Annotated in this window: 17 protein-coding genes; 15 read left to right on the top strand and 2 right to left on the bottom strand. The window is 72.4% G+C overall.

The features are described 5' to 3' along the window. Positions 1-52: 52 nt before the first annotated feature. Positions 53-781 (bottom strand): response regulator transcription factor, encoded by a 729-nt coding sequence (locus D7231_RS29695; protein WP_120758700.1) that lies wholly within the window; start codon positions 779-781, stop codon positions 53-55. Then, complete coding sequence (locus D7231_RS29700) at positions 778-1,908, bottom strand: sensor histidine kinase (protein ID WP_241999988.1); 1,131 nt, start codon at positions 1,906-1,908, stop codon at positions 778-780. Before D7231_RS29700 ends, D7231_RS29695 begins: the two co-directional genes overlap by 4 nt. Before the next feature lie 131 nt (positions 1,909-2,039). On the opposite strand from D7231_RS29700, the gene folC reads away from it, so the two are divergent. The 15 genes from folC to obgE all read left to right on the top strand — a co-directional run bounded on the left by folC (position 2,040) and on the right by obgE (position 22,480). Further along, positions 2,040-3,566: a bifunctional tetrahydrofolate synthase/dihydrofolate synthase gene (folC, locus tag D7231_RS29705; RefSeq protein WP_120758702.1), complete on the top strand. Its 1,527-nt coding sequence runs from the start codon at positions 2,040-2,042 to the stop codon at positions 3,564-3,566. Positions 3,567-3,568: 2 nt separating this feature from the next. Further along, positions 3,569-3,913: a DUF4233 domain-containing protein gene (locus D7231_RS29710; RefSeq protein ID WP_120758703.1), complete on the top strand. Its 345-nt coding sequence runs from the start codon at positions 3,569-3,571 to the stop codon at positions 3,911-3,913. A 97-nt stretch (positions 3,914-4,010) separates the two neighbouring features. After that, positions 4,011-4,424 carry a nucleoside-diphosphate kinase gene (ndk, locus tag D7231_RS29715; protein ID WP_120758704.1) on the top strand — a complete coding sequence of 138 codons (414 nt, stop codon included), beginning with the start codon at positions 4,011-4,013 and terminating at the stop codon, positions 4,422-4,424. A 296-nt stretch (positions 4,425-4,720) separates the two neighbouring features. Beyond that, positions 4,721-5,740: a rod shape-determining protein gene (locus tag D7231_RS29720; RefSeq protein ID WP_004950903.1), complete on the top strand. Its 1,020-nt coding sequence runs from the start codon at positions 4,721-4,723 to the stop codon at positions 5,738-5,740. Between the two features lie 239 nt (positions 5,741-5,979). Continuing rightward, a complete protein-coding gene (gene mreC / locus D7231_RS29725) occupies positions 5,980-6,912 on the top strand; it encodes a rod shape-determining protein MreC (RefSeq protein WP_120758705.1) in 933 nt (310 codons plus the stop codon). 3 nt (positions 6,913-6,915) lie between these two features. Further along, positions 6,916-7,554 carry a rod shape-determining protein MreD gene (gene mreD / locus D7231_RS29730; RefSeq protein WP_120758706.1) on the top strand — a complete coding sequence of 213 codons (639 nt, stop codon included), beginning with the start codon at positions 6,916-6,918 and terminating at the stop codon, positions 7,552-7,554. Between the two features lie 88 nt (positions 7,555-7,642). Continuing rightward, the gene (gene mrdA, locus D7231_RS29735; RefSeq protein ID WP_120758707.1) at positions 7,643-9,781 is read left to right on the top strand and encodes a penicillin-binding protein 2; all 2,139 of its coding nucleotides are present in this window, start codon (positions 7,643-7,645) and stop codon (positions 9,779-9,781) included. Beyond that, positions 9,778-10,977 (top strand): rod shape-determining protein RodA, encoded by a 1,200-nt coding sequence (gene rodA / locus D7231_RS29740; protein WP_120758708.1) that lies wholly within the window; start codon positions 9,778-9,780, stop codon positions 10,975-10,977. Before mrdA ends, rodA begins: the two co-directional genes overlap by 4 nt. 71 nt (positions 10,978-11,048) lie before the next feature. Beyond that, positions 11,049-12,599, top strand: coding sequence for a CYTH and CHAD domain-containing protein (locus D7231_RS29745; protein WP_120758709.1), 1,551 nt, complete (start codon positions 11,049-11,051; stop codon positions 12,597-12,599). 64 nt (positions 12,600-12,663) lie between these two features. Continuing rightward, positions 12,664-14,589, top strand: coding sequence for a TIGR03960 family B12-binding radical SAM protein (locus D7231_RS29750; protein ID WP_120758723.1), 1,926 nt, complete (start codon positions 12,664-12,666; stop codon positions 14,587-14,589). A 140-nt stretch (positions 14,590-14,729) separates the two neighbouring features. After that, positions 14,730-15,515 carry a TIGR03936 family radical SAM-associated protein gene (locus tag D7231_RS29755; protein WP_120758710.1) on the top strand — a complete coding sequence of 262 codons (786 nt, stop codon included), beginning with the start codon at positions 14,730-14,732 and terminating at the stop codon, positions 15,513-15,515. A 224-nt stretch (positions 15,516-15,739) separates the two neighbouring features. Next, positions 15,740-19,969, top strand: coding sequence for an Rne/Rng family ribonuclease (locus D7231_RS29760; protein ID WP_120758711.1), 4,230 nt, complete (start codon positions 15,740-15,742; stop codon positions 19,967-19,969). 365 nt (positions 19,970-20,334) lie between these two features. After that, positions 20,335-20,655 carry a 50S ribosomal protein L21 gene (gene rplU / locus D7231_RS29765; RefSeq protein WP_030366503.1) on the top strand — a complete coding sequence of 107 codons (321 nt, stop codon included), beginning with the start codon at positions 20,335-20,337 and terminating at the stop codon, positions 20,653-20,655. A 14-nt stretch (positions 20,656-20,669) separates the two neighbouring features. Next, positions 20,670-20,924 (top strand): 50S ribosomal protein L27, encoded by a 255-nt coding sequence (rpmA, locus tag D7231_RS29770; RefSeq protein WP_030366504.1) that lies wholly within the window; start codon positions 20,670-20,672, stop codon positions 20,922-20,924. Positions 20,925-21,043: 119 nt separating this feature from the next. After that, entirely contained in the window at positions 21,044-22,480 is a 1,437-nt protein-coding gene (gene obgE, locus D7231_RS29775; protein WP_120758712.1) for a GTPase ObgE, read from the top strand. Positions 22,481-22,740 lie beyond the last annotated feature (260 nt).

Consider the following 22,740-nt stretch of genomic DNA (forward strand, 5'->3'; position numbering starts at 1 on the left):
GTGCCTTCGGTTGCCCGACGGTTGCGAAACCGGAACCGGGGCGGAAAAGGGGCTAGAAGGGACTTTCGTCCTCGTCCGGGGCAGGACCTTCGTCCCCGCCGTCGGCCCGGTAGCGGTAGCCCAGGCCCCGTACGGCCTCCAGCGGGTCCGCCGCCTCGTCGCCGGCGGCCTGCCGCAGCTTGCGCCGCAGCCGCAGGACGGCGAACTTCACCCGCTCGCGGCCGGTGCCCTCGGGGTCGTCCCAGACCCGGTCGAGCAACTGGTCGGTGGTGATCACCCGGCCGCGGTTGCGGACGAGCACCTGGAGCAGCCGGTACTCGATGTCGCTGAGCCGGGCCTCGTGGCCCTGCCAGACCGCCGAGCGCCGCTCGGGCACGAGCCGCAGCCCGTCGTCGAAGGAGTCGCCGGCCCAGCGGGTGGGCGCGGTGCGGCGCAGCAGCGCCTCGACGCGGGCGAGCAGCTCGTCGTTGCCGAAGGGCTTGGGCAGGTAGTCGTCGGCGCCGGCGCGCAGGCCGCGGACGCGGTCGGTCTCGGCGCCGCGGGCGGTCAGCAGCAGGACGGGCAGGTCGCTGAGGTCGCGGGTGCGCTCCAGCACCTCCCAGCCGTTGAGCTGCGGCAGCCCGATGTCCAGGAGCATGAGGGCGGGGCGCTCGGCGAACAGCAGCCGCAGGCCCTCGCGGCCGTTGTCGGCGTGGGCGACCTCGTAGCCGGCGCGGGTGAGGAGGGTGCGCAGGGCGAGGGAGAGGTCGGGGTCGTCCTCGACGACGAGCACGCGGGTCATGCGGCCGCCTCCCGGCGCGGGGGCTCGCCGGGGCCTGCCGGGGGGTCGCCGGGTGCCGCCGGGGGCTCGCCAGGTCCTGCCGGGGGTTCGCCAGGGCCCGCGACCGGCAGCCGGATCAGGAAGGCGGCGCCTCCGCCCGGCGCTTCGCCGGCGGTGATCGTGCCGCCGTGCAGCCGGACGATCGTGCGGCTGATGGCGAGTCCGAGACCGGTGCCGGGATATTCGCCCGTACGTGCGTTCGGCGCCCGTACGAAACCATTGAAGATCTCCTCCCGGAATTCCTCCGGGACGCCGATTCCGGTATCGGCGACTTCGATCTCCCAGAAGTCGAAGCGCGGCGCCGCCGTCACCGAGATCCGGCCACCCGCGGGGGTGTATTTCGCGGCATTCTCCAGAAGATTGGCCAGGACGTTCTGCAAGCGGTGCCGGTCGCCGCGCAGGACGGGCCCGGGGGCGCACTCCAGAACGGTGAACAATCCCGCCTCCCGCGTCGTGCTCATCCGGTCGAGGACGGCGTCCAGCAGCATCCGGTCCACCTCCACGCCGTCGAATTCCAGCTCCAGGCCGGAGGTGGCCCGCATCCGGGTGGTCAGCAGCAGGTCGGCGATCACCCGCTGCATGCGGTCGGCGTTGCGCCGGATGGCGTCCAGGAAGGAGGCCTGCTCGTCGGTGAGGGTGCCGAAGGAGGGGTCGGTGAGCAGCTCGCAGAAGCTGATCACGGAGGTGAGGGGCGTGCGCAGCTCGTGGGAGGCGGCGGCGGTGAAGGCGTTGCGCTGCCGGGCCAGCTCGGTGAGCGCCACGTTGTCGCGCTCCAGGTCCCGCTCGCGCCGCTTGCGCTCGGTGATGTCCTCGTACGTCCACAGGGCGCCCAGGTAGGCGCCCTCGTGGCGGAGCGGTTCGATCACGCGGCGGAGGGTGCGGCCGTCGGCGAGGGGGAGCTCGGCCGTCCGGTGGACGTGGTGGCCGGCCAGGGTCTCGCCGGTCCGGCCCTCGGCGCCGAACATGCGGGTGAACTCCCGGTTGGCCGCGAGCACCCGGTCGTCGGGGCCCTGCACGACGGCGCCCGCGGGCAGCGCCTCCAGCAGCGCGCCCAGCAGCGTCCGCCACCGGCCGTCGTCTTCGCTCACCACCCGGCATCACCCGGCTTCTGTGCATAAAGGGCTCTTCGGGCAATAAAGGTCTCTTCCGGAAAAACCGTAGGGCAAGGCCGCCGGGCCTGCCGCCCGCGCTGTCACACCCCCTCCGTAGACTGGTCCGCGTGAGCGAGCGCCCCCTGAACGACGACAACGGCAGCACCGGCCCCGACGACGATGACCGTTTCGAGGGAATTGTCGATGCCGAGACCGACCGCGACCCCGACCTCGCCGTCATCGAGGCCGGCAGCCGGACCCTGCGCGCCCAGGCCGGGCCGCCGCAGGGCGACATCCCCTCCCGCCCCGAGGACCCCGAGCTCGACCGCGCGCTGCGCGAGGTCGAGACCGAGCTCGCCGGCCGCTGGCCCGAGACCAAGCTCGACCCCTCGCTGCGGCGTGTCGAGGCCCTGATGGACATCCTGGGGCAGCCGCAGCGCGCCTACCCCGCGATCCACATCACCGGCACCAACGGCAAGACCAGCACGGCCCGCATGATCGAGTCGCTGCTGGCCGCCTTCGACCTGCGCACCGGGCGGTACACGAGCCCGCACGTCCAGTCGATCACCGAGCGCATCAGCCTCGACGGCGCCCCGATCTCCGCCGAGCGCTTCGTCGAGACGTACCACGACATCAAGCCGTACGTGGAGATGGTCGACGACCGCGAGGAACACCGCCTGTCGTTCTTCGAGGTCATGACCGCCATGGCCTACGCGGCCTTCGCCGACGCCCCGGTCGACGTGGCCGTCGTCGAGGTCGGCATGGGCGGCACCTGGGACGCGACGAACGTGGTGGACGCCTCCGTCGCCGTCGTCACCCCCATCTCCCTCGACCACACCGACCGCCTCGGCTCGACCCCCGGCGAGATCGCCGGCGAGAAGGGCGGCATCGTCAAGCAGGACGCCACCGTCGTCCTCGCCCAGCAGCCGGTCGACGCCGCGCAGGTGCTCCTCAAGCGCGCGGTCGACGTCGACGCCACCGTCGCCCGCGAGGGCATGGAGTTCGGCGTCGTCTCCCGCGAGGTCGCCGTCGGCGGCCAGCAGCTGACGCTGCGCGGCCTCGGCGGCGAGTACCCCGAGGTCTTCCTGCCGCTCTACGGCGCCCACCAGGCGCACAACGCCGCGGTCGCCCTGGCCGCCGTCGAGGCGTTCTTCGGCATCGGCTCGCAGCACGCCCGCACGCTCGACATCGACACCGTCCGGCGCGCCTTCGCCCAGGTCAGCTCCCCGGGCCGGCTGGAGGTCGTGCGCCGCAGCCCCACCGTCGTCCTCGACGCCGCGCACAACCCGGCCGGCGCGCAGGTCACGGCCGAGGCGGTCACCGAGGCGTTCGGCTTCAGCCGGCTCATCGGCGTCGTCGGCGCCAGCGCCGACAAGGACGTCCGCGGCCTGCTGGAGGCCTTCGAGCCGGTCTTCGCCGAGGTCGTGGTGACCCGTAACTCCACCCCCCGCTCCATGGACCCCGACGAGCTCGCGGCCATCGCCGTCGAGGTCTTCGGCGCCGAGCGCGTCCAGGTCGAGCCCCGGCTGGACGACGCCCTGGAGGCCGCGATCACCCTCGCGGAGGAGGAGGCCGAGTTCTCCGGCGCGGGCGTCCTGGTGACCGGCTCGGTGATCACGGTCGGCGAGGCCCGGCTGCTCCTCGGAAAGGGCTGATCATGAGAATGCTGTGCGCCAGCACTCTGATCGGTGAATTCTTCGTCATCGGATTCGCCGGTCTGGTCGCCATGCAGATGACCGACCTCCCGACGGGCACGGTGTGGGCCGTCAGCGGCACCGCGATGGCCCTGAGCGTGCTGCTGTGCGGCATGCTCACCCGCCCGGGCGGCGTCCAGCTGGGCTGGCTGCTCCAGATCGGGCTGGTCCTGAGCGGCTTCATCGTCCCGATGATGTTCATCCTCGGAGTGGTCTTCGGCGGCCTGTGGTGGGCCTCGGTGCACTTCGGCCGGAAGATCGACGAGGCGAAGGCCCGCTTCGCGGCGCAGGCGGCCGAGGCCGCCTAGCCCGGGCCGCCGCCCGGCCCCGGTCCGGGTGCCGCGCGTCCACCGGGCCCCTGTACCCTCTGGCCCACCAGAACGATCGCTCGCAAGGAGCCGCAGTATGAGCCAGCGCACCCTCGTCCTTCTCAAGCCCGACTGCGTCCGGCGCAAGCTGACCGGTGAGGTCATCGCCCGCATCGAGCGCAAGGCCGGCTGGACGATCAGCGCGCTGGAGCTGCGCACCCTCGACCGCGACACCCTCGCCCAGCACTACGCCGAGCACGAGGGCCGGGACTTCTACGAGCCGCTGATGGGCTTCATGTCCTCCGGCCCCGTCGTCGCCATGGTCGTCGAGGGCGAGCGCGTCATCCCGGGCGTGCGCGCCCTGGCCGGCCCGACGGACCCGATTTCGGCCGCCCCGGGATCCATCCGTGGTGACTTCGGCACCATCACGCGCGAGAACCTCATCCACGCCTCGGACTCCGAGGAGTCGGCCGAGCGGGAAATCAAGATTTTCTTTCCCGGCCTCGCCTGATAGCGCATCAGGCCCGGAGCCTTTCCGATCAGGGGCGACCGATTTTCTTTCGGTCGCCTCTGGCATATGCGTGGCGAACGAGGGAACCTCTCACTCCGACACGACGTCACCATTACTGGGGGGAGCTCGACTTCCGCCGACAATGGCGGAGGAACCCTCGCACCGCGTTCGACCGGTCGAGACTACGATGAGAGCTTCGCGCCCGCGGCGCAACCGCCCGCACCACCCTGCCGACCTCAAGTAAGCAATCGCTCGCTCCAGCTGGGAAGGCCAGACGTATCCTCATGGGGAACAACATGTCGTTCATCGGCCGTGACATGGCTGTCGACCTCGGGACCGCCAACACGCTGGTGTACGTCAGAGGCCGCGGAATCGTCCTCAACGAGCCATCCGTCGTCGCCATCAACACCAACACCGGCGGCATCCTCGCCGTGGGTGCCGAGGCGAAGAAGATGATCGGGCGCACCCCGGGCAACATCGTCGCGGTCCGGCCGCTCAAGGACGGCGTGATCGCCGACTTCGAGATCACCGAGCGCATGCTCCGATACTTCATCCTCAAGATCCACAAGCGGCGGTGGATGGCCCGGCCCCGCGTCGTGGTCTGCGTGCCCTCCGGCATCACCGGCGTCGAGCGCCGCGCCGTCATCGAGGCGTCCACCCAGGCGGGCGCCCGCCAGGTGCACATCATCGAGGAGCCGATGGCCGCCGCGATCGGCTCCGGCCTCCCCGTCCACGAGGCCACCGGCAACATGGTCGTCGACATCGGCGGCGGCACCACCGAGGTCGCGGTCATCTCCCTCGGCGGCATCGTCACCGCCCAGTCGATCCGCGTCGCGGGCGACGAGCTCGACAACGCGATCATCCAGCACATCAAGAAGGAGTACAGCCTCCTCCTCGGTGAGCGCACCGCCGAACAGATCAAGATCACCATCGGTTCGGCCTACGACCTGGAGCAGGACGAGCACACCGAGATCCGCGGCCGGGACCTGGTCAGCGGCCTGCCCAAGACGGTCGTCATCTCCGCCGCCGAGGTCCGCAAGGCCATCGAGGAGCCGGTCAACTCCATCGTCGACGCCGTCAAGACCACCCTCGACAAGTGCCCGCCCGAGCTTTCGGGTGACGTCATGGACCGCGGCATCGTTCTCACAGGCGGCGGCGCCCTCCTGCGCGGCCTCGACGAGCGACTGCGCCGGGAGACCGGCATGCCGATCCACATCGCCGAGGACCCACTGGACTCCGTCGCGCTGGGCTCCGGCAAGTGCGTCGAGGAGTTCGAGGCCCTCCAGCAGGTCCTGGACGCACAGCCCCGGCGCTGACGCGCGCGCCCTCCCGGCGGGGACGCGCGGGGACGGTGCCCGGGGGCTCTCCCGGGGCCGCCGAGCCCGGCGCGTTCCACCCGTCGGGGGACGTAGCCACCCCCTTGGCAGGGGGTGGCGCCAAAGCGACCCCGCGTACCACCGCTGCCGGGAAACAACCTGATATACAGGCACAACGCTCCGGATGACCGGCCCGCCCCGCAGCGCGCCGGTCCTACGAGAAGGGCACGCCGCCGCACGTGAGGGACACACGAGAGAGCCGGCTGCTGCTGGTGCTGCTGGTCGCCATCGCCTTCGCACTGATCACGGTCGACATCCGTGGCGGTGAGCGGTCCCCGCTCGACGGCGTCCGGCACGCGGCGGCCTCCGTCTTCGGGCCCGTCGAGAAGGGCGTCGCCTCCGCGGTCGACCCCGTGGGCAACGCCGTGGCGGCCGTGCGTGACTCCGACGAGCGGCACAACCGCATCAGCGCCCTGGAGCGCGAGAACACCGGCCTCAAGCAGCGGCTCGGCAGCGACGACCGCAACCGCGGCCGGGCCGCCGAGCTCGACGCCATGCTCAAGACCGCCGGCCGCGGCCAGTACGGCATCAAGGGCGCCCAGGTCATCGCCATAGGCGCGGCCCAGGGCTTCTCCTGGACCGTCACCATCGACGCCGGCAGCCGCGACGGCATCAAGCGCGACATGACCGTCCTCAACGGGGACGGCCTCGTCGGCCGCGTCACCACCGTCGCCCGCGACACTTCGACCGTGCTGCTCGCCAACGACCCCAAGTTCACCGTCGGCACCCGCATGGAGAAGAGCGGCGAGCTCGGCTTCGCCAACGGCCAGGGCGCCGGCGTCCTGCGCGTCGAGCTGCTCAACGGCAAGGCCGTCGTCCGGCCCGGCGACCGGCTCGTCACCTTCGGCTCCAGCCGGGACAAGCCGTTCGTGCCCGGCGTCCCCGTAGGCGAGGTCACCCGCGTCGAGCCCGCCGGCGGCAGCCTCACCCGCACCCTCCAGGTCCGCCCCTTCGTCGGCTACAGCAAGCTCGACATCGTCGGCGTCGTCGTCGAACCCCCGCGCACCGACCCGCGCGACACCGTGCTGCCGCCCAAACCGGAAGCGCCCAAGCCCACGCCCACCGTGACCGTCACGGTCACGCCGTCCGCGAGCGCCAAACCCGAGGACTGACCGATGCGCCTCAACCGGATCCTGCTCTCGACCGCGCTCGTGGTCGTCGCCCTCGTCGTGCAGGTCACCGTCCTGGCCCGGCTCCACCTGCCCGGAGCCGTCCCCGACCCGCTCCTCCTCGTCGTGGTCGGGCTCGCCCTCGTCCACGGCCACACCAACGGCGCCGTCATCGGCTTCGCCGCCGGCCTGCTGGCCGACCTGGCCCCGCCCGCCGACCACGCCACCGGCCGGTACGCCCTCGTGCTGTCCGTCATCGGCTACCTCGTCGGCCTCGCCCGGCCCGAGACGGGCAAGCTGCGCTCGGCCACCGTGCCCATGCTCGTCGTCGTGGCCGCGGCCGTCGGCTCCACGCTGCTCTACGCGGGCGTCGGCTCCCTCGTCGGTGACACCGCCGCCCGCAACGTCGGCCTCACCAGCCTCGTCTTCACCGCGGCGCTCTACGACCTGCTGCTCGCGCCCTTCGTCGTCCCGCTCGTCATGGCCATGGCCAGGCGCGTCCAGAACGACCCGCTGACCGCCGACGGGCCCAGCACGATGGGCGGCAGCAGGACGAGCCGGGTGAGCAGCCAGCGCACGGGTATGCGGACCGGGATGCGTACGGGGCTGCGGCGGCCTCGTGTGAAGGGAGTGAAGCGACTGTGAGCGTCGCATGCGCGGCCGCCGGGCCGCAGCCGACGGTGATGCCCGCACCTCTGCGCCGCGCAGGCGGAGAAGCGACCAAGGGGGCACGGTGACCAATCTGCCTGATTCGGGGCGGACCTCACGCGTCACCATCCGCCTCGTCGTCATCCAGATCCTCGTCTTCTCCCTCCTCCTCACCCTCGCCGGCCGCCTCTGGTACCTCCAGATCCGCAACGGCGACGAGTACACCGCCGAAGCCGCCGACAACCACATCCAGCAGGTCGTCGCCCCCGCCACCCGCGGCTCGATACTGGACGCCCGCGGCGTCCCCCTCGCCGACAACGAGACCCGCCTCGTCGTCTCCGCGAGCCGCACCGACCTGATGAAGATGAAGGACCGGGGCCGCACCGTCCTCACCCGCCTCGCCGGCGTCCTGAACATGAAGCCCGAGGACGTCACCGCCAAGGTCCGGCTCTGCGACGCCAAGACCCCCAAGCCCTGCTGGGCCGGCTCGCCCTACCAGCCCATCCCCATCACCGACGAGGCCACTACCCAGCAGGCCCTCCAGATCCGCGAGCGCGCCGAGGACTTCCCCGGCATCACCGCCGAACCCACCGCCGTCCGCCGCTACGCCGGCCCCGGCGGCTCCAACACCGCCCAGGTCCTCGGCTACCTCTCGCCCGTCACCGACGCAGAGATCATCAAGGCCAAGGCCGGCCGCTCCCCGCTGCTCCGCTCCGACCAGGTCGGCCGCTCCGGCCTGGAGCGCCAGTACGACAGCCAGCTGCGCGGCAAGGCCGGCGTCACCCGCTACGAGGTCGACAACCTCGGCCGCGTCATCGGCAAGGCCAAGAGCGACAAGGCCGTCCCCGGCGCCAACCTCGTCACCAGCATCGACGCCCGCGTGCAGGCCATAGCGGAACGCGAGCTGGACCAGGCGATGAAGGACGCCCGCAAGGAAGTCGACCGGAACACCGGCACCAACTACAAGGCCGACGCCGGCGCCGTCGTCGTCATGGAGGCCAAGACCGGCCGCGTCGTCGCCATGGCCTCCAACCCCACCTACGACCCCAACGCCTGGGTCGGCGGCATCTCCGCGAAGGACTACCAGAACCTCACCGGCAAGGACTCCGGCTTCCCGCTGCTCAATCGCGCCATCCAGGGCCAGGCCGCCCCCGGCTCGATCTTCAAGGTCGTCTCCGCCACCGCCGCCGTCAAGGCCGGCTACGCCTTCGACGGCAACTACAACTGCTCCGCCTCGTACAGCATCGGCAACCAGGTCTTCAAGAACTTCGAGTCCAAGGGCTACGGCCCCATCAGCCTCGGCCGCGCCCTGGAGGTCTCCTGCGACACCGTCTTCTACGACCTGGCCTACCGCCAGTGGCAGAAGGACGGCGGCAACAACCCCAAGCACCCCGGCGACTGGTTCTACAGGACCGCCCACGACTTCGGCCTCGGCAAGGAGACCGGCATCGACCTCCCCAACGAGGTCACCGGCCGGATCCCCGACCGCGAGTGGAAGAAGAACTACTGGGAGGCCAACAAGGACACCTGGTGCAAGCAGGGCAAGACCGACACCAGCTACGCCGGGCAGATCGCCAAGGAGAACTGCGAGTCCGGCATGCGCATGCGCGCCGGTGACTCCGTCAACTACTCCATCGGCCAGGGCGACACGCTCGTCACCCCCTTGCAGATGGCCACCATCTACGCCGGCATCAGCAACGGCGGCACCCTCTGGAACCCCACCGTCGGCAAGGCCGTCATCAGCCCCGATGGCCGCACCGTCCACGAGATCGCGCCCCAGTCCCACGGCAAGCTGCCGTTCGACAGCAGGACGCGCGACCAGATCGACGGCGCCCTCGCCGGCGTGGCCACCCAGGGCACCGCCGCCTGGCGCTTCGAGGGATGGCCCCAGAAGGAGATCCCGATGCACGCCAAGACCGGCACCGCCGAGGTCTACGGCAAGCAGACCACCTCCTGGTTCGCCACCTACACCGGCGACTACGCCGTCGTCATGACGATCTCCCAGGGCGGCACCGGCTCCGGCGCCTCCGGCCCCGCCGTGCGCAACATCTACAACGCCCTCTACGGCGTCGACGACAAGGGCAAGATCGACGACAAGAAGGCGCTCCTGCCCCACCCGCAGACCGGGCTGCCGAAGGTCGAGAAGGACGGCACCATCGAGGCCCAGCCCATCGAGCCGCCCCCGCCGAGCCCCTCCGCCCGGAAGGAGGAGCGGGACTCGTGACCACCACCGACGGCTACCGCGCCCGCCGTTACAGCCCCGAGCGCTCCGCCTGGGGCCGGCTGACCGCCCGCGACTCCGTCTTCCGCCGCCTGGACTGGGTCATGGTCTGGTCCGCCCTCGCCCTCTCCGGCATCGGCACCCTCCTGGTCTACTCGGCCACCCGCAACCGCACCGAGCTCAACCAGGGCGACCCGTACTACTTCCTGCTCCGCAACATCCTCAACACCGGCATCGGCCTGGGCCTGGCCGTCGGCGCCGTCTGGGTCGGCCACCGGGCCCTGCGCGGCGCGGTCCCCATCCTCTACGTCATCTCCGTCCTGCTCACCGTCGCCGTCCTCACCCCGCTCGGCGCCACCATCAACGGCGCCCGCTCCTGGATCCAGCTCGGCGGCGGCTTCTCCCTCCAGCCCTCCGAATTCACCAAGATCACCATCGCGCTGGGCATGGCGATGATGCTCGCCGGCAAGGTCGACGCCGGCGAGCGGCTCCACCCCGACCACCGCACCGTCATGGAGGCCCTCGGCCTCGCCGCCCTGCCGATCGTCATCATCCTGCTGATGCCCGACCTCGGCTCCGTGATGGTGCTCGTCGTCATCGTCCTCGCCGTGCTCCTCGCCTCCGGCGCGTCCAACCGCTGGATCGCCGGCCTCATCGGCACGGGCGTCCTCGGCTGCATCCTCATCTGGCAGCTCGGCGTTCTGGACGAGTACCAGATCAACCGCTTCGCCGCCTTCGCCAACCCCGCGCTCGACCCCTCCGGCGTCGGCTACAACACCAACCAGGCCCGTATCGCCATCGGCTCCGGCGGCCTGCTGGGCTCCGGCCTCTTCCACGGCTCCCAGACCACCGGCCAGTTCGTGCCCGAGCAGCAGACCGACTTCATCTTCACCGTCGCGGGCGAGGAGCTCGGCTTCGTCGGCGCGGGCGCGATCATCTTCCTGGTCGGCGTCGTCATCTGGCGCGCGTGCCGCATCGCCCGCGAGACCACCGAGCTCTACGGGACGATCGTGGCGGCCGGGATCATCGCCTGGTTCGCCTTCCAGTCCTTCGAGAACATCGGGATGACGCTGGGAATCATGCCGGTCACGGGCCTGCCGCTGCCGTTCGTGTCGTACGGGGGGTCGTCGATGTTCGCGGCGTGGATCGCGATCGGCCTGCTCCAGTCGATCAAGGTCCAGCGACCGGTTTCGGCGTGAACGTCACCCCGGACCGCAGCACGGCGCGATGAGGGCTGCCGCATGAGGCGGCAGCGAACTACATTCGCACTATGGCGGACACTCTGCGCGAGATCGAGCGGAAGTACGAAGCCGACGCCTCCGCGGCAGCGGCCTCGCTGCCCGACCTGAGCCGGGTCGCGGGCGTGGCGGCCGTCAGCGGCGAAGGCACGCACAAACTCGACGCCGTCTACTACGACACCGCGGACCGGCGCCTCGCCGCGGCCGGCATCACCCTGCGCCGCCGCACCGGCGGCTCCGACGCGGGCTGGCACCTCAAGCTCCCCGTCGCCCCCGGCGTGCGGGACGAGATCCAGGCACCCCTCTCGCCGGACGTGCCGCGCGCTCTGGCCGCCCTCGTCCGGGCCCGCGTCCGGCACGCCGAGCTCGTCCCGCTCGTCCGCATCCGCTCGCGCCGCGAGATCAGCCGGCTCCTCGACGCGCGGGGCACGGTCCTCGCCGAGGCCAGCGCCGACCGGGTCAGGGCCGACCGGCTCGGCGACGGCGGCCGCAGCGCCCGCTGGACCGAGTTCGAGGTCGAGCTCGGCACCGGCACCGACCCCGCCTTCCTCGACACCGTTGAGAAGCGCCTCCGCAAGGAGGGCCTGCACCCCTCCGACGCGCCGTCGAAGCTGGCCAGGGCGCTGGAGGAGACGGGCGGCAAGAAGGAGACGAAGCGGCAGGGGCAGGAGCCGAAGCGGAAGGAGAAGCGTGGGGCCGCCACCGCCGGGGACCACGTCCTCGCCTACGTGCGGCGCCAGACCGACGCCCTCCTCGCGTACGACACCGCCGTCCGCCGCGACGCCGAGGACTCCGTCCACCAGATGCGCGTCGCCACCCGCCGCCTGCGCAGCGCCTTCCGCACGTACGGCGGCGTCCTGGACCGCAAGGTCACCGACCCCCTCGGCGCGGAGCTGAAGTGGCTCGCCGAGGAGCTCGGCGCGGACCGGGACCGCGAGGTCGTCGCCGCCCGCCTCCAGGCCTGCCTCGCCGGGCTGCCGGTCACGCTCGTCCTCGGGCCCGTCCGCGCCCGCCTGCGGATCTACGCGGCGGGCCGCGCCAGGGGCACCCGCAAGCGCGTCCTCGCGCTCCTCGACGGCGAGCGCTACCTCGCCCTCCTCGACGCGCTCGACGCCCTCCTCGCCGACCCGCCGCTGCGGCGGGCCGCCGCCCGGCCCGCGCCGGAGGTCCTGGCCGGGGCCGTCCTGCACGACTACGAGCGGCTGGCCGGCCGCGTGGAGACGGCCCTGGGCACCGAGGCCGGGCCCCTGCGCGACACCGCCCTCCACGAGGCCCGCAAGGCGGCCAAGCGCGCCCGCTACGCCGCGGAGGCGGCCGTGCCCGCCCTCGGCAAGCCCGCCAAGCGCTTCAGGTCCCGCATGAAGGAGGTCCAGGAGCTCCTCGGCGACCACCAGGACACGGTCATGACCCGTACGGTCTTGCGCGCGCTGGCGATCCGGGCCCACGCGGCGGGGGAGAGCACGTTCACGCTGGGCCTGCTGTACGGGCGTGAGGAGCAGCACGCGGCGCAGGGCGAGCGGGAACTTCCGGACGTATGGGCGAAGGCGTCCCGCAAGCGGTACCGGGCCGATCTCCAGCCGTGAGGGGCTGCTCGCCGGGCACGTTACCCTTGAGGGTCACCCCCTTCCGCTCATGAGAGACATTGCGATGCCTGTCGAGTCGGTCTTCCCGCGCCTCGAAGCTCTCCTCCCGCACGTGCAGAAGCCCATTCAGTACGTCGGTGGCGAGCTGAACTCCACCGTCAAGCCCTGGGACGAGTGCGACGTCCGCTGGGCACTGATGTACCCGGACGCGTACGAGGTCGGCCTGCCCAACCAGGGCGTCATGATCCTTTACGAGGTCCTCAACGAGCGCGAGGGCGTCCTCGCCGAGCGCACGTACAGCGTGTGGCCGGACCTCGAGGACCTCATGCGCGAGCACAAGGTGCCGCAGTTCACCGTGGACAGCCACCGGCCCGTCAAGGCGTTCGACGTCTTCGGCCTGAGCTTCTCCACCGAGCTGGGCTACACCAACATGCTCACGGCCCTGGACCTCGCGGGCATCCCGCTGGAGTCCAAGGACCGCACGATGGACGACCCGATCGTGCTCGCCGGCGGCCACGCCGCCTTCAACCCCGAGCCGATCGCGGACTTCATCGACTGCGCGGTCATCGGCGACGGCGAGCAGGCCGTCCTGGAGATCACCGAGATCATCCGGGCCTGGAAGGCCGAGGGCCGCCCGGGCGGCCGCGAGGAGCTGCTGTTCCGGCTCGCGAAGACCGGCGGGGTGTACGTCCCGGCGTTCTACGACGTCGAGTACCTGCCGGACGGCCGCATCGGCCGCGTCGTGCCCAACAAGTCCGGCGTGCCGTGGCGCGTGTCCAAGCACACCGTCATGGACCTGGACGAGTGGCCGTACCCGAAGCAGCCGCTCGTGCCGCTCGCGGAGACCGTCCACGAGCGCATGTCCGTCGAGATCTTCCGCGGCTGCACCCGCGGCTGCCGCTTCTGCCAGGCCGGCATGATCACGCGCCCCGTGCGGGAGCGAAGCATCACCGGCATCGGCGAGATGGTGGAAAAGGGCCTCAAGGCGACCGGCTTCGAGGAGGTCGGCCTGCTGTCGCTGTCCTCCGCCGACCACACCGAGATCGGTGACATCGCGAAGGGCCTGGCGGACCGGTACGAGGAGGACAAGATCGGTCTGTCCCTCCCGTCGACCCGCGTGGACGCCTTCAACGTCGACCTCGCCAACGAGCTCACGCGCAACGGCCGCCGCTCCGGCCTGACCTTCGCCCCCGAGGGCGGCTCCGAGCGCATGCGCAAGGTCATCAACAAGATGGTCTCGGAAGAGGACCTGATCCGCACCGTCTCGACGGCGTACGGCAACGGCTGGCGCCAGGTGAAGCTGTACTTCATGTGCGGCCTGCCGACCGAGACCGACGAGGACGTCCTCCAGATCGGCGACATGGCGGTCAACGTGATCGCCAAGGGCCGCGAGGTCTCCGGCTCCAACGACATCCGCTGCACCGTCTCCATCGGCGGCTTCGTGCCCAAGCCGCACACGCCGTTCCAGTGGGCCCCGCAGCTCTCCGCCGAGGAGACGGACGCCCGCCTGGAGAAGCTGCGCGACAAGATCCGCGGCGACAAGAAGTACGGCCGCTCGATCGGCTTCCGCTACCACGACGGCAAGCCCGGCATCGTCGAGGGCCTGCTCTCGCGCGGTGACCGGCGCATCGGCTCGGTCATCCGCGCGGTGTACGAGGACGGCGGCCGCTTCGACGGCTGGCGCGAGCACTTCAGCTACGACCGCTGGATGAAGTGCGCCGAGGCGACGCTGCCCGGGCAGGGCGTGGACGTCGCCTGGTACACGACGCGCGAGCGCACGTACGAGGAGGTCCTGCCCTGGGACCACCTGGACTCCGGTCTCGACAAGGACTGGCTCTGGGAGGACTGGCAGGACGCGCTCGACGAGACCGAGGTCGAGGACTGCCGCTGGACGCCGTGCTTCGACTGCGGCGTCTGCCCGCAGATGGACACGTCCATCCAGATCGGCCCGACGGGCAAGAAGCTGCTTCCGCTCTCCGTCGTCAAGTAGGAACGCTTGTTCTCGTGGGGGCCCTGCCGGGTTGGCAGGGCCCCCACGGCACGTACTCTAGGTAGCAGTACGACCGCACTCACGAAGGAATCAGACCACTGGGCAAGCGACAGCCCGAAGGCCCGCCGCCCGCACCCGCGGTGCAGCGCATCCGCCTGCGCTACACCAAGCGCGGCCGCCTCCGGTTCACCAGCCACCGCGATTTCCAGCGCGCCTTCGAGCGGGCCCTGCGCCGGGCCGAGGTCCCCATGGCCTACTCGGCCGGCTTCACCCCGCACCCCAAGGTGTCGTACGCCAATGCCGCACCCACCGGCACGGGCAGCGAGGCCGAGTACCTGGAGATCCAGCTCGCCGAGGTCCGCGAGGTCGGGCAGCTGCGCAAGCTGCTGGACGAGTCCCTGCCCGACGGGCTGGACATCACGGACGCCGTCGAGGCCCGGACGTCCTCCTTCGCCGAACGGCTGGAGGCCTCCGTCTGGGAGCTGCGGCTGGACGGCGTCGAGCCCGCGGACGCCGAGCGCGCCGTAGCGGCGTTCCTGGCGGCGGAGCAGGTGGACGTCCAGCGCCGCACCAAAAACGGGTTGCGGACCTTCGACGCACGTGGCGCCGTGATCCGGCTCGAGGCGCGGGACGCGGCGGCCGATAGGCCCGGCGACGGTCCCTGTGCGATACTGCGGCTGGTTGTTCGGCACGCCACACCCGCCGTTCGACCCGACGACGTCCTGTCCGGTCTCCGCGCTACGGCCGACCTGGCGCCGCCGGTCCCCGCTGCGGTGACCAGGCTGGCGCAGGGGCTGCTCGATGAGGAGTCCGGCACGGTGACCGACCCGCTCGCGCCCGACCGCGATGCCGCCCCGGCCTTCCCCACCACGGCCGCCGGGCCGAGCCCCGCCGGCGGCGCGCAGGTGCCGGAAGGTTCCGCGTAAGGACGGCCGTCGAAGCGCCGCCGGACACCAGGGAGCCACCCGGTGCGGCAGGCGCACTGACCAGGAGACTTTCGCCGGTCCCGAGGACAAGATTCGGGCCCGGCGAGCGAGACGACAGCTCCCGTGCGGCGACCGCGCCCCGGACGGCGGTACCGCGCTCATCACGCGGACCGGCGGGCCGGAACCGGCGCGGCGCCCGGGAGCGTGACGGGAGAACCGCCCGCATGCTCGAATCCATTGAGCCCGCTGAGCCCGGCCCTGCCGGGACCGAATCCAACGACAACGGACCCGGCGACACCCTGCCGGCACGTCGCCGCCGCCGTGCGGCTTCCCGCCCCGCGGGCCCGCCGGTAGCCGCCGGGGCCCCCGAGGCCGCTGAGGCCGCCCCCGCGCCGGAGGCCGAGGCCCCGGCCGCTCCTTCGACGCCCGCGCGCCCGCGCCGCCGTGCGACCCGCAAGTCCACGGCCCCCACCGGCGCCCCCAAGGTCGCCGAGCCCGCCGTGGAGACCGCCCCCGAGGTGGCCGAGTCCCCGCAGCCCGTCGCCCTGACTTCCGAGCCCGTCGAGGAGCCCGCCGTGGAGCCCGCTCCCCGTACGCGCCGCCGTGCCACCCGTAAGGCCACTGCCCCCGCGGGCGCCCCGAAGGGCGCCGAGGCCGTCGTCGAGCCGCTTGAGCCGGCCGTCGCCGCCGCCGTCGAGGAGGAGGCCGAAGAGGTCGCGGAGGTGCAGGAGGCTGCGGCCGCTCCGGCGCGTCCGCGCCGCCGCGCCGTGCGCCGTGCGTCCGCTCCGGCGGGTGCGCCGCAGGCTGCCGAGGCCGTGACCGAGGCTGTTGCCGAGCCCGTGGAGGCTCCGGTCGCCGAGGCCGCCCCCGAGGAGGCCGCTGAGACCGCCGCCCCGGCGCGTCCGCGCCGCCGTGCCGTGCGCCGCGCTTCTGCCCCGGCCGGTGCGCCGCAGGCCGCCGAGGCCGCCGTGGAGGCGCCCGCGCAGGCCGCCGCCCCGGTCGCTGCCGAGCCCGAGGCCGAGGAGCCGCAGGAGGCTGCGGCCGCTCCGGCGCGTCCGCGTCGTCGTGCTGTGCGTCGTGCGTCCGCTCCGGCGGGTGCGCCGCAGGCTGCCGAGGCCGTGACCGAGGCTGTTGCCGAGCCCGTGGAGGCTCCGGTCGCCGAGGCCGCCCCCGAGGCCGCCGAGACCGCTGCCCCGGCCCGTCCGCGCCGCCGTGCCACCCGTAAGGCCACCGCCCCGGCGGGCGCCCCGCAGGCCGCCGAGGCCGTGACGGAAGCCCCTGCCGAGCCGGTTGCCGAGGCCGAGGAGGCTCCCGCCGAGCCCCGTGGCCGCCGCACCCGCCGCCGGGCCACCGCCCCCGCCGCGGCGCCCGCCGCCGAGCAGCCCGCCGAGGCCGCCGCCGAGCCGGCCCCCGCCCGTACGCGCTCGCGCCGCCGTGTCGCCGCGGGTGACGCCGAGCAGGCCGCCGCGGCCCTGGAAGCCGCGAAGGAGGCGAGCCGCGCCCGCGAGGCCGAGGCCGCGCCGGAGGAGGCCGCCGCTCCCGCGCGTGGCCGCCGCCGCGCCGTGCGCCCCCCGACGGCCGTCTTCCAGGCGCCCGTCTTCACCGAGCCGATGTTCCAGACCCCGGAGACCGCCGCCGCAGCTGCCGCCGCGGCCGCCGTGGTGGAGGAGCCGGAGGCCGAGGCCGAGGAGGAGCGCGTCGTCGCCGAGGCGCCCGCCGCCGGCCGCCGCCGTCGTCGCCGCCGCGGCGAGCCCGCCGAGACCGAGCAGGCCGAGGCCGCGCCGGTCGCCGCCGAGGCGGAGGAGCCGGAGGCCGAGTCCGAGGAGTCGGCCGAGGCCGCCGCCGAGGACGAGGAGCAGGGCGACCGCCCCTCCCGCCGCCGTCGCCGGGGCGGCCGTCGCCGCCGCCGTGGCGAGGCCGCCGAGGCCGAGGGCGAGTCCGAGGAGGAGCCGGAGGCCGAAGAGGCCGAGGCCCGCGAGGAGGAGCCCGAGGAGGACGAGGAGGCCGCCGGCGGCACGGCCGGCAGCCGTCGCCGCCGTCGCCGCCGCCGTCGCAGCGGCGAGGCCATCGACACCGAGCCGGGCGCCGACGAGCCGGAGCGCACGGTCGTCAAGGTCCGCGAGCCCCGCAAGCGCGAGGAGCGCGAGCCCGGTACCGGCTTCGACGAGGTGCAGTCCATCAAGGGCTCCACCCGCATGGAGGCGAAGAAGCAGCGCCGCCGCGAGGGCCGCGAGCAGGGCCGCCGCCGCGTGCCGATCATCACCGAGGCCGAGTTCCTGGCCCGCCGCGAGGCCGTCGAGCGCGTCATGGTCGTCCGCCAGAGCGGCGAGCGCACCCAGATCGGCGTGCTGGAGGACAACGTCCTCGTCGAGCACTTCGTCAACAAGGAGCAGGCCACCAGCTACGTCGGCAACGTCTACCTGGGCAAGGTCCAGAACGTGCTGCCGTCGATGGAGGCCGCCTTCGTCGACATCGGCAAGGGCCGCAACGCCGTCCTGTACGCCGGCGAGGTCAACTTCGAGGCGCTCGGCATGGGCAACGGCCCGCGCCGCATCGAGACCGCGCTGAAGTCCGGCCAGTCCGTGCTCGTCCAGGTCACCAAGGACCCGATCGGGCACAAGGGCGCGCGTCTGACCAGCCAGGTCTCCCTCCCCGGCCGCTACCTCGTGTACGTGCCCGAGGGCTCGATGACCGGCATCAGCCGCAAGCTCCCCGACACCGAGCGGGCGCGCCTGAAGACCATCCTCAAGAAGATCGTCCCCGAGGACGCGGGCGTCATCGTGCGCACCGCCGCCGAGGGCGCGAGCGAGGACGAGCTGCGCCGTGACGTCGAGCGTCTCCAGGCGCAGTGGGAGGACATCCAGAAGAAGGCGAAGCAGATCTCGACGAGCTCGCCGAGCCTGCTCTACGGCGAGCCGGACATGACCGTCCGCGTCGTCCGCGACATCTTCAACGAGGACTTCTCCAAGGTCATCGTCAGCGGCGAGGGGGCCTGGGAGACCATCCACGGCTACGTCTCGCACGTCGCGCCCGACCTGGCCGACCGGCTCCAGAAGTGGACGTCGGACGTCGACGTCTTCGCCACGTACCGGATCGACGAGCAGCTGATGAAGGCGCTGGACCGCAAGGTCTGGCTGCCGAGCGGCGGCTCGCTCGTGATCGACCGGACCGAGGCGATGGTCGTCGTCGACGTCAACACCGGCAAGTTCACCGGCCAGGGCGGCAACCTGGAGGAGACGGTCACCAGGAACAACCTGGAGGCGGCCGAGGAGATCGTGCGCCAGCTGCGGCTGCGCGACCTCGGCGGCATCATCGTGATCGACTTCATCGACATGGTGCTGGAGTCCAACCGGGACCTGGTGCTGCGGCGCCTGCTGGAGTGCCTGGGCCGCGACCGCACGAAGCACCAGGTCGCCGAGGTGACCTCGCTGGGTCTGGTCCAGATGACCCGCAAGCGGGTGGGCCAGGGCCTGCTGGAGTCCTTCTCCGAGGGCTGCGTGCACTGCAACGGCCGCGGCGTCATCGTCCACATGGACCAGCCGGCGTCGGTCGGCGGCGGTGGCGGCGGCGGCAAGCGCGGCAAGAAGAAGGGCAAGGCCGGGCACGAGCACGTGCACGAGGCCGCCGTGGCCGCGGCTCCGGCCGCGGAGGAGGCCCCGTCGGCCGAGGAGGCCGCCGAGGCCGCCGAGGCGCCCGAGCTGGAGCCCGTCGCCGTCACCGAGGCCGAGCTTCAGCCGGCCGTCGGCGGTGACGAGGAGTGGTTCGGCAGCGCGTCCGAGGCGGAGGCCGCGGCCAAGCGCGGCGGCCGTACGCGCCGCCGGGCGACCCGTAAGGCGTCCGCTCCGGCGGGTGCGCCGCGGGCGGCCGAGGCTCCGGCGGAGGTCGTGGTGGAGGCGCCCGCGCCTGCCGCTCCTGCTGCCGCTGTCGCCGAGCCGGTCGAGGAGCCCGCGCCCGTCGCGGAGCCCGTGGAGGAGGCGGCTCCGGCCGCTCCCGCCCGTACGCGCCGCCGGGTGACCCGCAGGGTCTCGGCTCCGGCGGGTTCGCCGTCGGACGCGGAGGCGGCTGTCGTGGTCGTCCCGGCCGCGGCTGCGGCCGAGCCGGCACCGGAGGCGGCCGAGGCCGCCGCGCCGGTCGCGGAGCCCGTCGCCGAGCCCGTTTCCGAGGGCGTCGTCTCCGAGGGCGTCGTCTCCGAGGGTGTCGAGGAGGCCGAGGCTGCGGCCCCGGCCAAGAAGACCGCCCGCAAGACGGCCGCCAAGAAGACGGCGACGGCTGCGAAGAAGGCTCCGGCGAAGAAGGCCGCCACCAAGAAGGCGGCGGCCAAGAAGACGACGACCGCCAAGAAGGCCGCGACGCCGGCAGCCAAGAAGACCGCCACGAAGACGGCGGCCAAGAAGGCCCCGGCCAAGCGGACGACGAAGAAGGCGGCGGAGGCGATTGCCTCCGCGGAGGAGTAAGCACTCCCGGCTGAGCCCGGCCGGGCACCGCCGGACTGCAACGTAGTGGTTGCTCGCCGCTGCGGCGGACAGAAATGATCCGCCGCAACGGCGAGCGGCCCACGCGGCGCAGTCCGGCGGTGCCGGGCCACCGTGGCCCTACGTGCCACGCGCGAAGACGGCCGCACCGGTGATCGGCCGGTTTGACCCGTTCGTCAAGGGCACGTAATCTTGACGGTCGGTGTCTGTTACGGCACCACGCCACTGAGCAAACCCCTTCCGGTCCGCCGGGAGAGGCCGCTCGTCCACTCGGACAGTCACGGGCCCCGGCCCGTGCGAGCGGCTGGCATCAGAGGTCCCTTTACTAGCGAGAGAGTGAGATCCGCGTGTACGCAATCGTGCGTAGCGGCGGTCGCCAGCACAAGGTTGCTGTCGGCGACATCGTCGAGGTTGACAAGATTTCCACCGGCAAGGTGGGCGACGCGGTCGAGCTCTCGACGCTGCTCGTCGTCGACGGCGAGAACGTCACCAGCGACCCGTGGGTCCTGGCCGGCATCAAGGTCTCGGCCGAGATCGTCGACCACCACAAGGGTGCCAAGATCGACATCCTGAAGTACAAGAACAAGACCGGTTACCGCAAGCGCATCGGTCACCGCCAGCAGTACACCGCGGTGAAGATCACCGGCATCCCCACGGCTGCGAAGTAAGGGACTGAGGAGACATGGCACACAAGAAGGGCGCATCGTCCACCCGGAACGGTCGCGATTCCAACGCTCAGCGGCTCGGCGTGAAGCGCTTCGGCGGTCAGCTCGTCAACGCCGGTGAGATCCTGGTCCGCCAGCGCGGCACCCACTTCCACCCGGGCGCCGGTGTCGGTCGCGGCGGCGACGACACCCTGTTCGCGCTTGAGGCCGGTGCGGTGCAGTTCGGCACCCACCGTGGCCGCAAGGTCGTCAACATCGTTCCGGCTGCCTGACCCAAGGCTTCCGTAGAGCGATAAGCGAGGGCGGACCTCCCTTCCCTGCGGGGAAGCGGGGCCGCCCTCGCTGCGTTACAACAGAGACATCCCCTGTACGTATCTGGAGGCACACTGCTATGACCACCTTCGTGGACCGCGTCGAGCTGCACGTCGCCGCGGGTAACGGAGGCCATGGCTGCGCCTCCGTGCACCGGGAGAAGTTCAAGCCGCTCGGCGGCCCGGACGGCGGCAACGGCGGCCGTGGCGGCGACGTGATCCTGGTCGTGGACCAGTCCGTCACCACGCTGCTCGAGTACCACCACAGCCCGCACCGCAAGGCCACCAACGGCAAGCCCGGCGAGGGCGGCAACCGCTCCGGCAAGGACGGCTCCGACCTCGTCCTGCCCGTCCCGGACGGCACCGTCATCCTGGACGCCAAGGGCAACGTCCTGGCCGACCTCGTCGGCGAGGGCACCACCTACGTCGCCGCCCAGGGCGGCCGCGGCGGCCTCGGCAACGCCGCGCTGGCCTCGGCCCGCCGCAAGGCCCCCGGCTTCGCGCTGCTCGGCGAGCCCGGCCAGACCGGCGACGTCGTCCTGGAGCTCAAGACCGTCGCCGACGTGGCCCTCGTCGGCTTCCCGAGCGCCGGCAAGTCCTCGCTGATCTCGGTGCTCTCCGCGGCCAAGCCGAAGATCGCCGACTACCCGTTCACCACGCTCGTCCCGAACCTGGGCGTCGTCACGGCCGGTGCGACCGTCTACACCATCGCCGACGTGCCCGGCCTGATCCCCGGCGCCAGCCAGGGCAAGGGCCTCGGCCTGGAGTTCCTGCGCCACGTCGAGCGCTGCTCGGTGCTCGTGCACGTCCTGGACACCGCGACGCTGGAGTCCGAGCGCGACCCGCTGACCGACCTCGACGTCATCGAGGCGGAGCTGCGGGAGTACGGCGGCCTGGAGGACCGGCCGCGCATCGTCGTCCTCAACAAGGTCGACATCCCCGACGGCCAGGACCTCGCGGACATGATCCGCCCCGACCTGGAGGCCCGCGGCTACCGCATCTTCGAGGTCTCCGCGGTCTCCCGGCACGGCCTGAAGGAGCTGTCCTTCGCGCTGGCCGGCATCGTCGCCGAGGCGCGCGCCGCGAAGCCGAAGGAGGAGGCGACCCGCATCGTCATCCGCCCGAAGGCCGTCGACGACGCGGGCTTCACCGTCACCCTGGAGGAGGACGGCCTCTACCGCGTGCGCGGCGAGAAGCCGGAGCGCTGGGTGCGCCAGACCGACTTCAACAACGACGAGGCCGTGGGCTACCTGGCCGACCGCCTCAACCGCCTCGGCGTCGAGGACCAGCTGCTGAAGGCCGGTGCCCGCGCGGGCGACGGCGTCGCCATCGGCTCCGAGGACGACGCGGTCGTCTTCGACTGGGAGCCGTCGATGGCCGCCGGTGCGGAGATGCTGGGCCGCCGTGGCGAGGACCACCGCCTGGAGGCCCCGCGGCCGGCGGCGCAGCGGCGCCGCGACCGCGACGCGGAGCGGGACGAGGCGGACCGGGAGTACGACGAGTTCAACCCGTTCTAACGGGTGCCCGCGCCGGGCGCGTGCGGCACGGCGACGTGCGGCACGCCCCGTAAGGGGCGCGGGGAACTGCGCGAGCAACCAGTGCCGGCCCGCAGCCGACCGACAAGGCATGAGTAAGGCCCCCAGGAGGTTTCTTCCGTTCTAGTGGTCGTCGCAACACCCCAGCTCAGGGGATGCGATGGACCACCAGATCCGGGGGGACCGGAGGCCGCAGGGACGGAAGAAGCTGACCGCTGAGCGGGCGGCATACTTCCAGCTCA

It is taken from the genome of Streptomyces klenkii (assembly GCF_003626645.1).
Classification (GTDB): domain Bacteria; phylum Actinomycetota; class Actinomycetes; order Streptomycetales; family Streptomycetaceae; genus Streptomyces; species Streptomyces klenkii.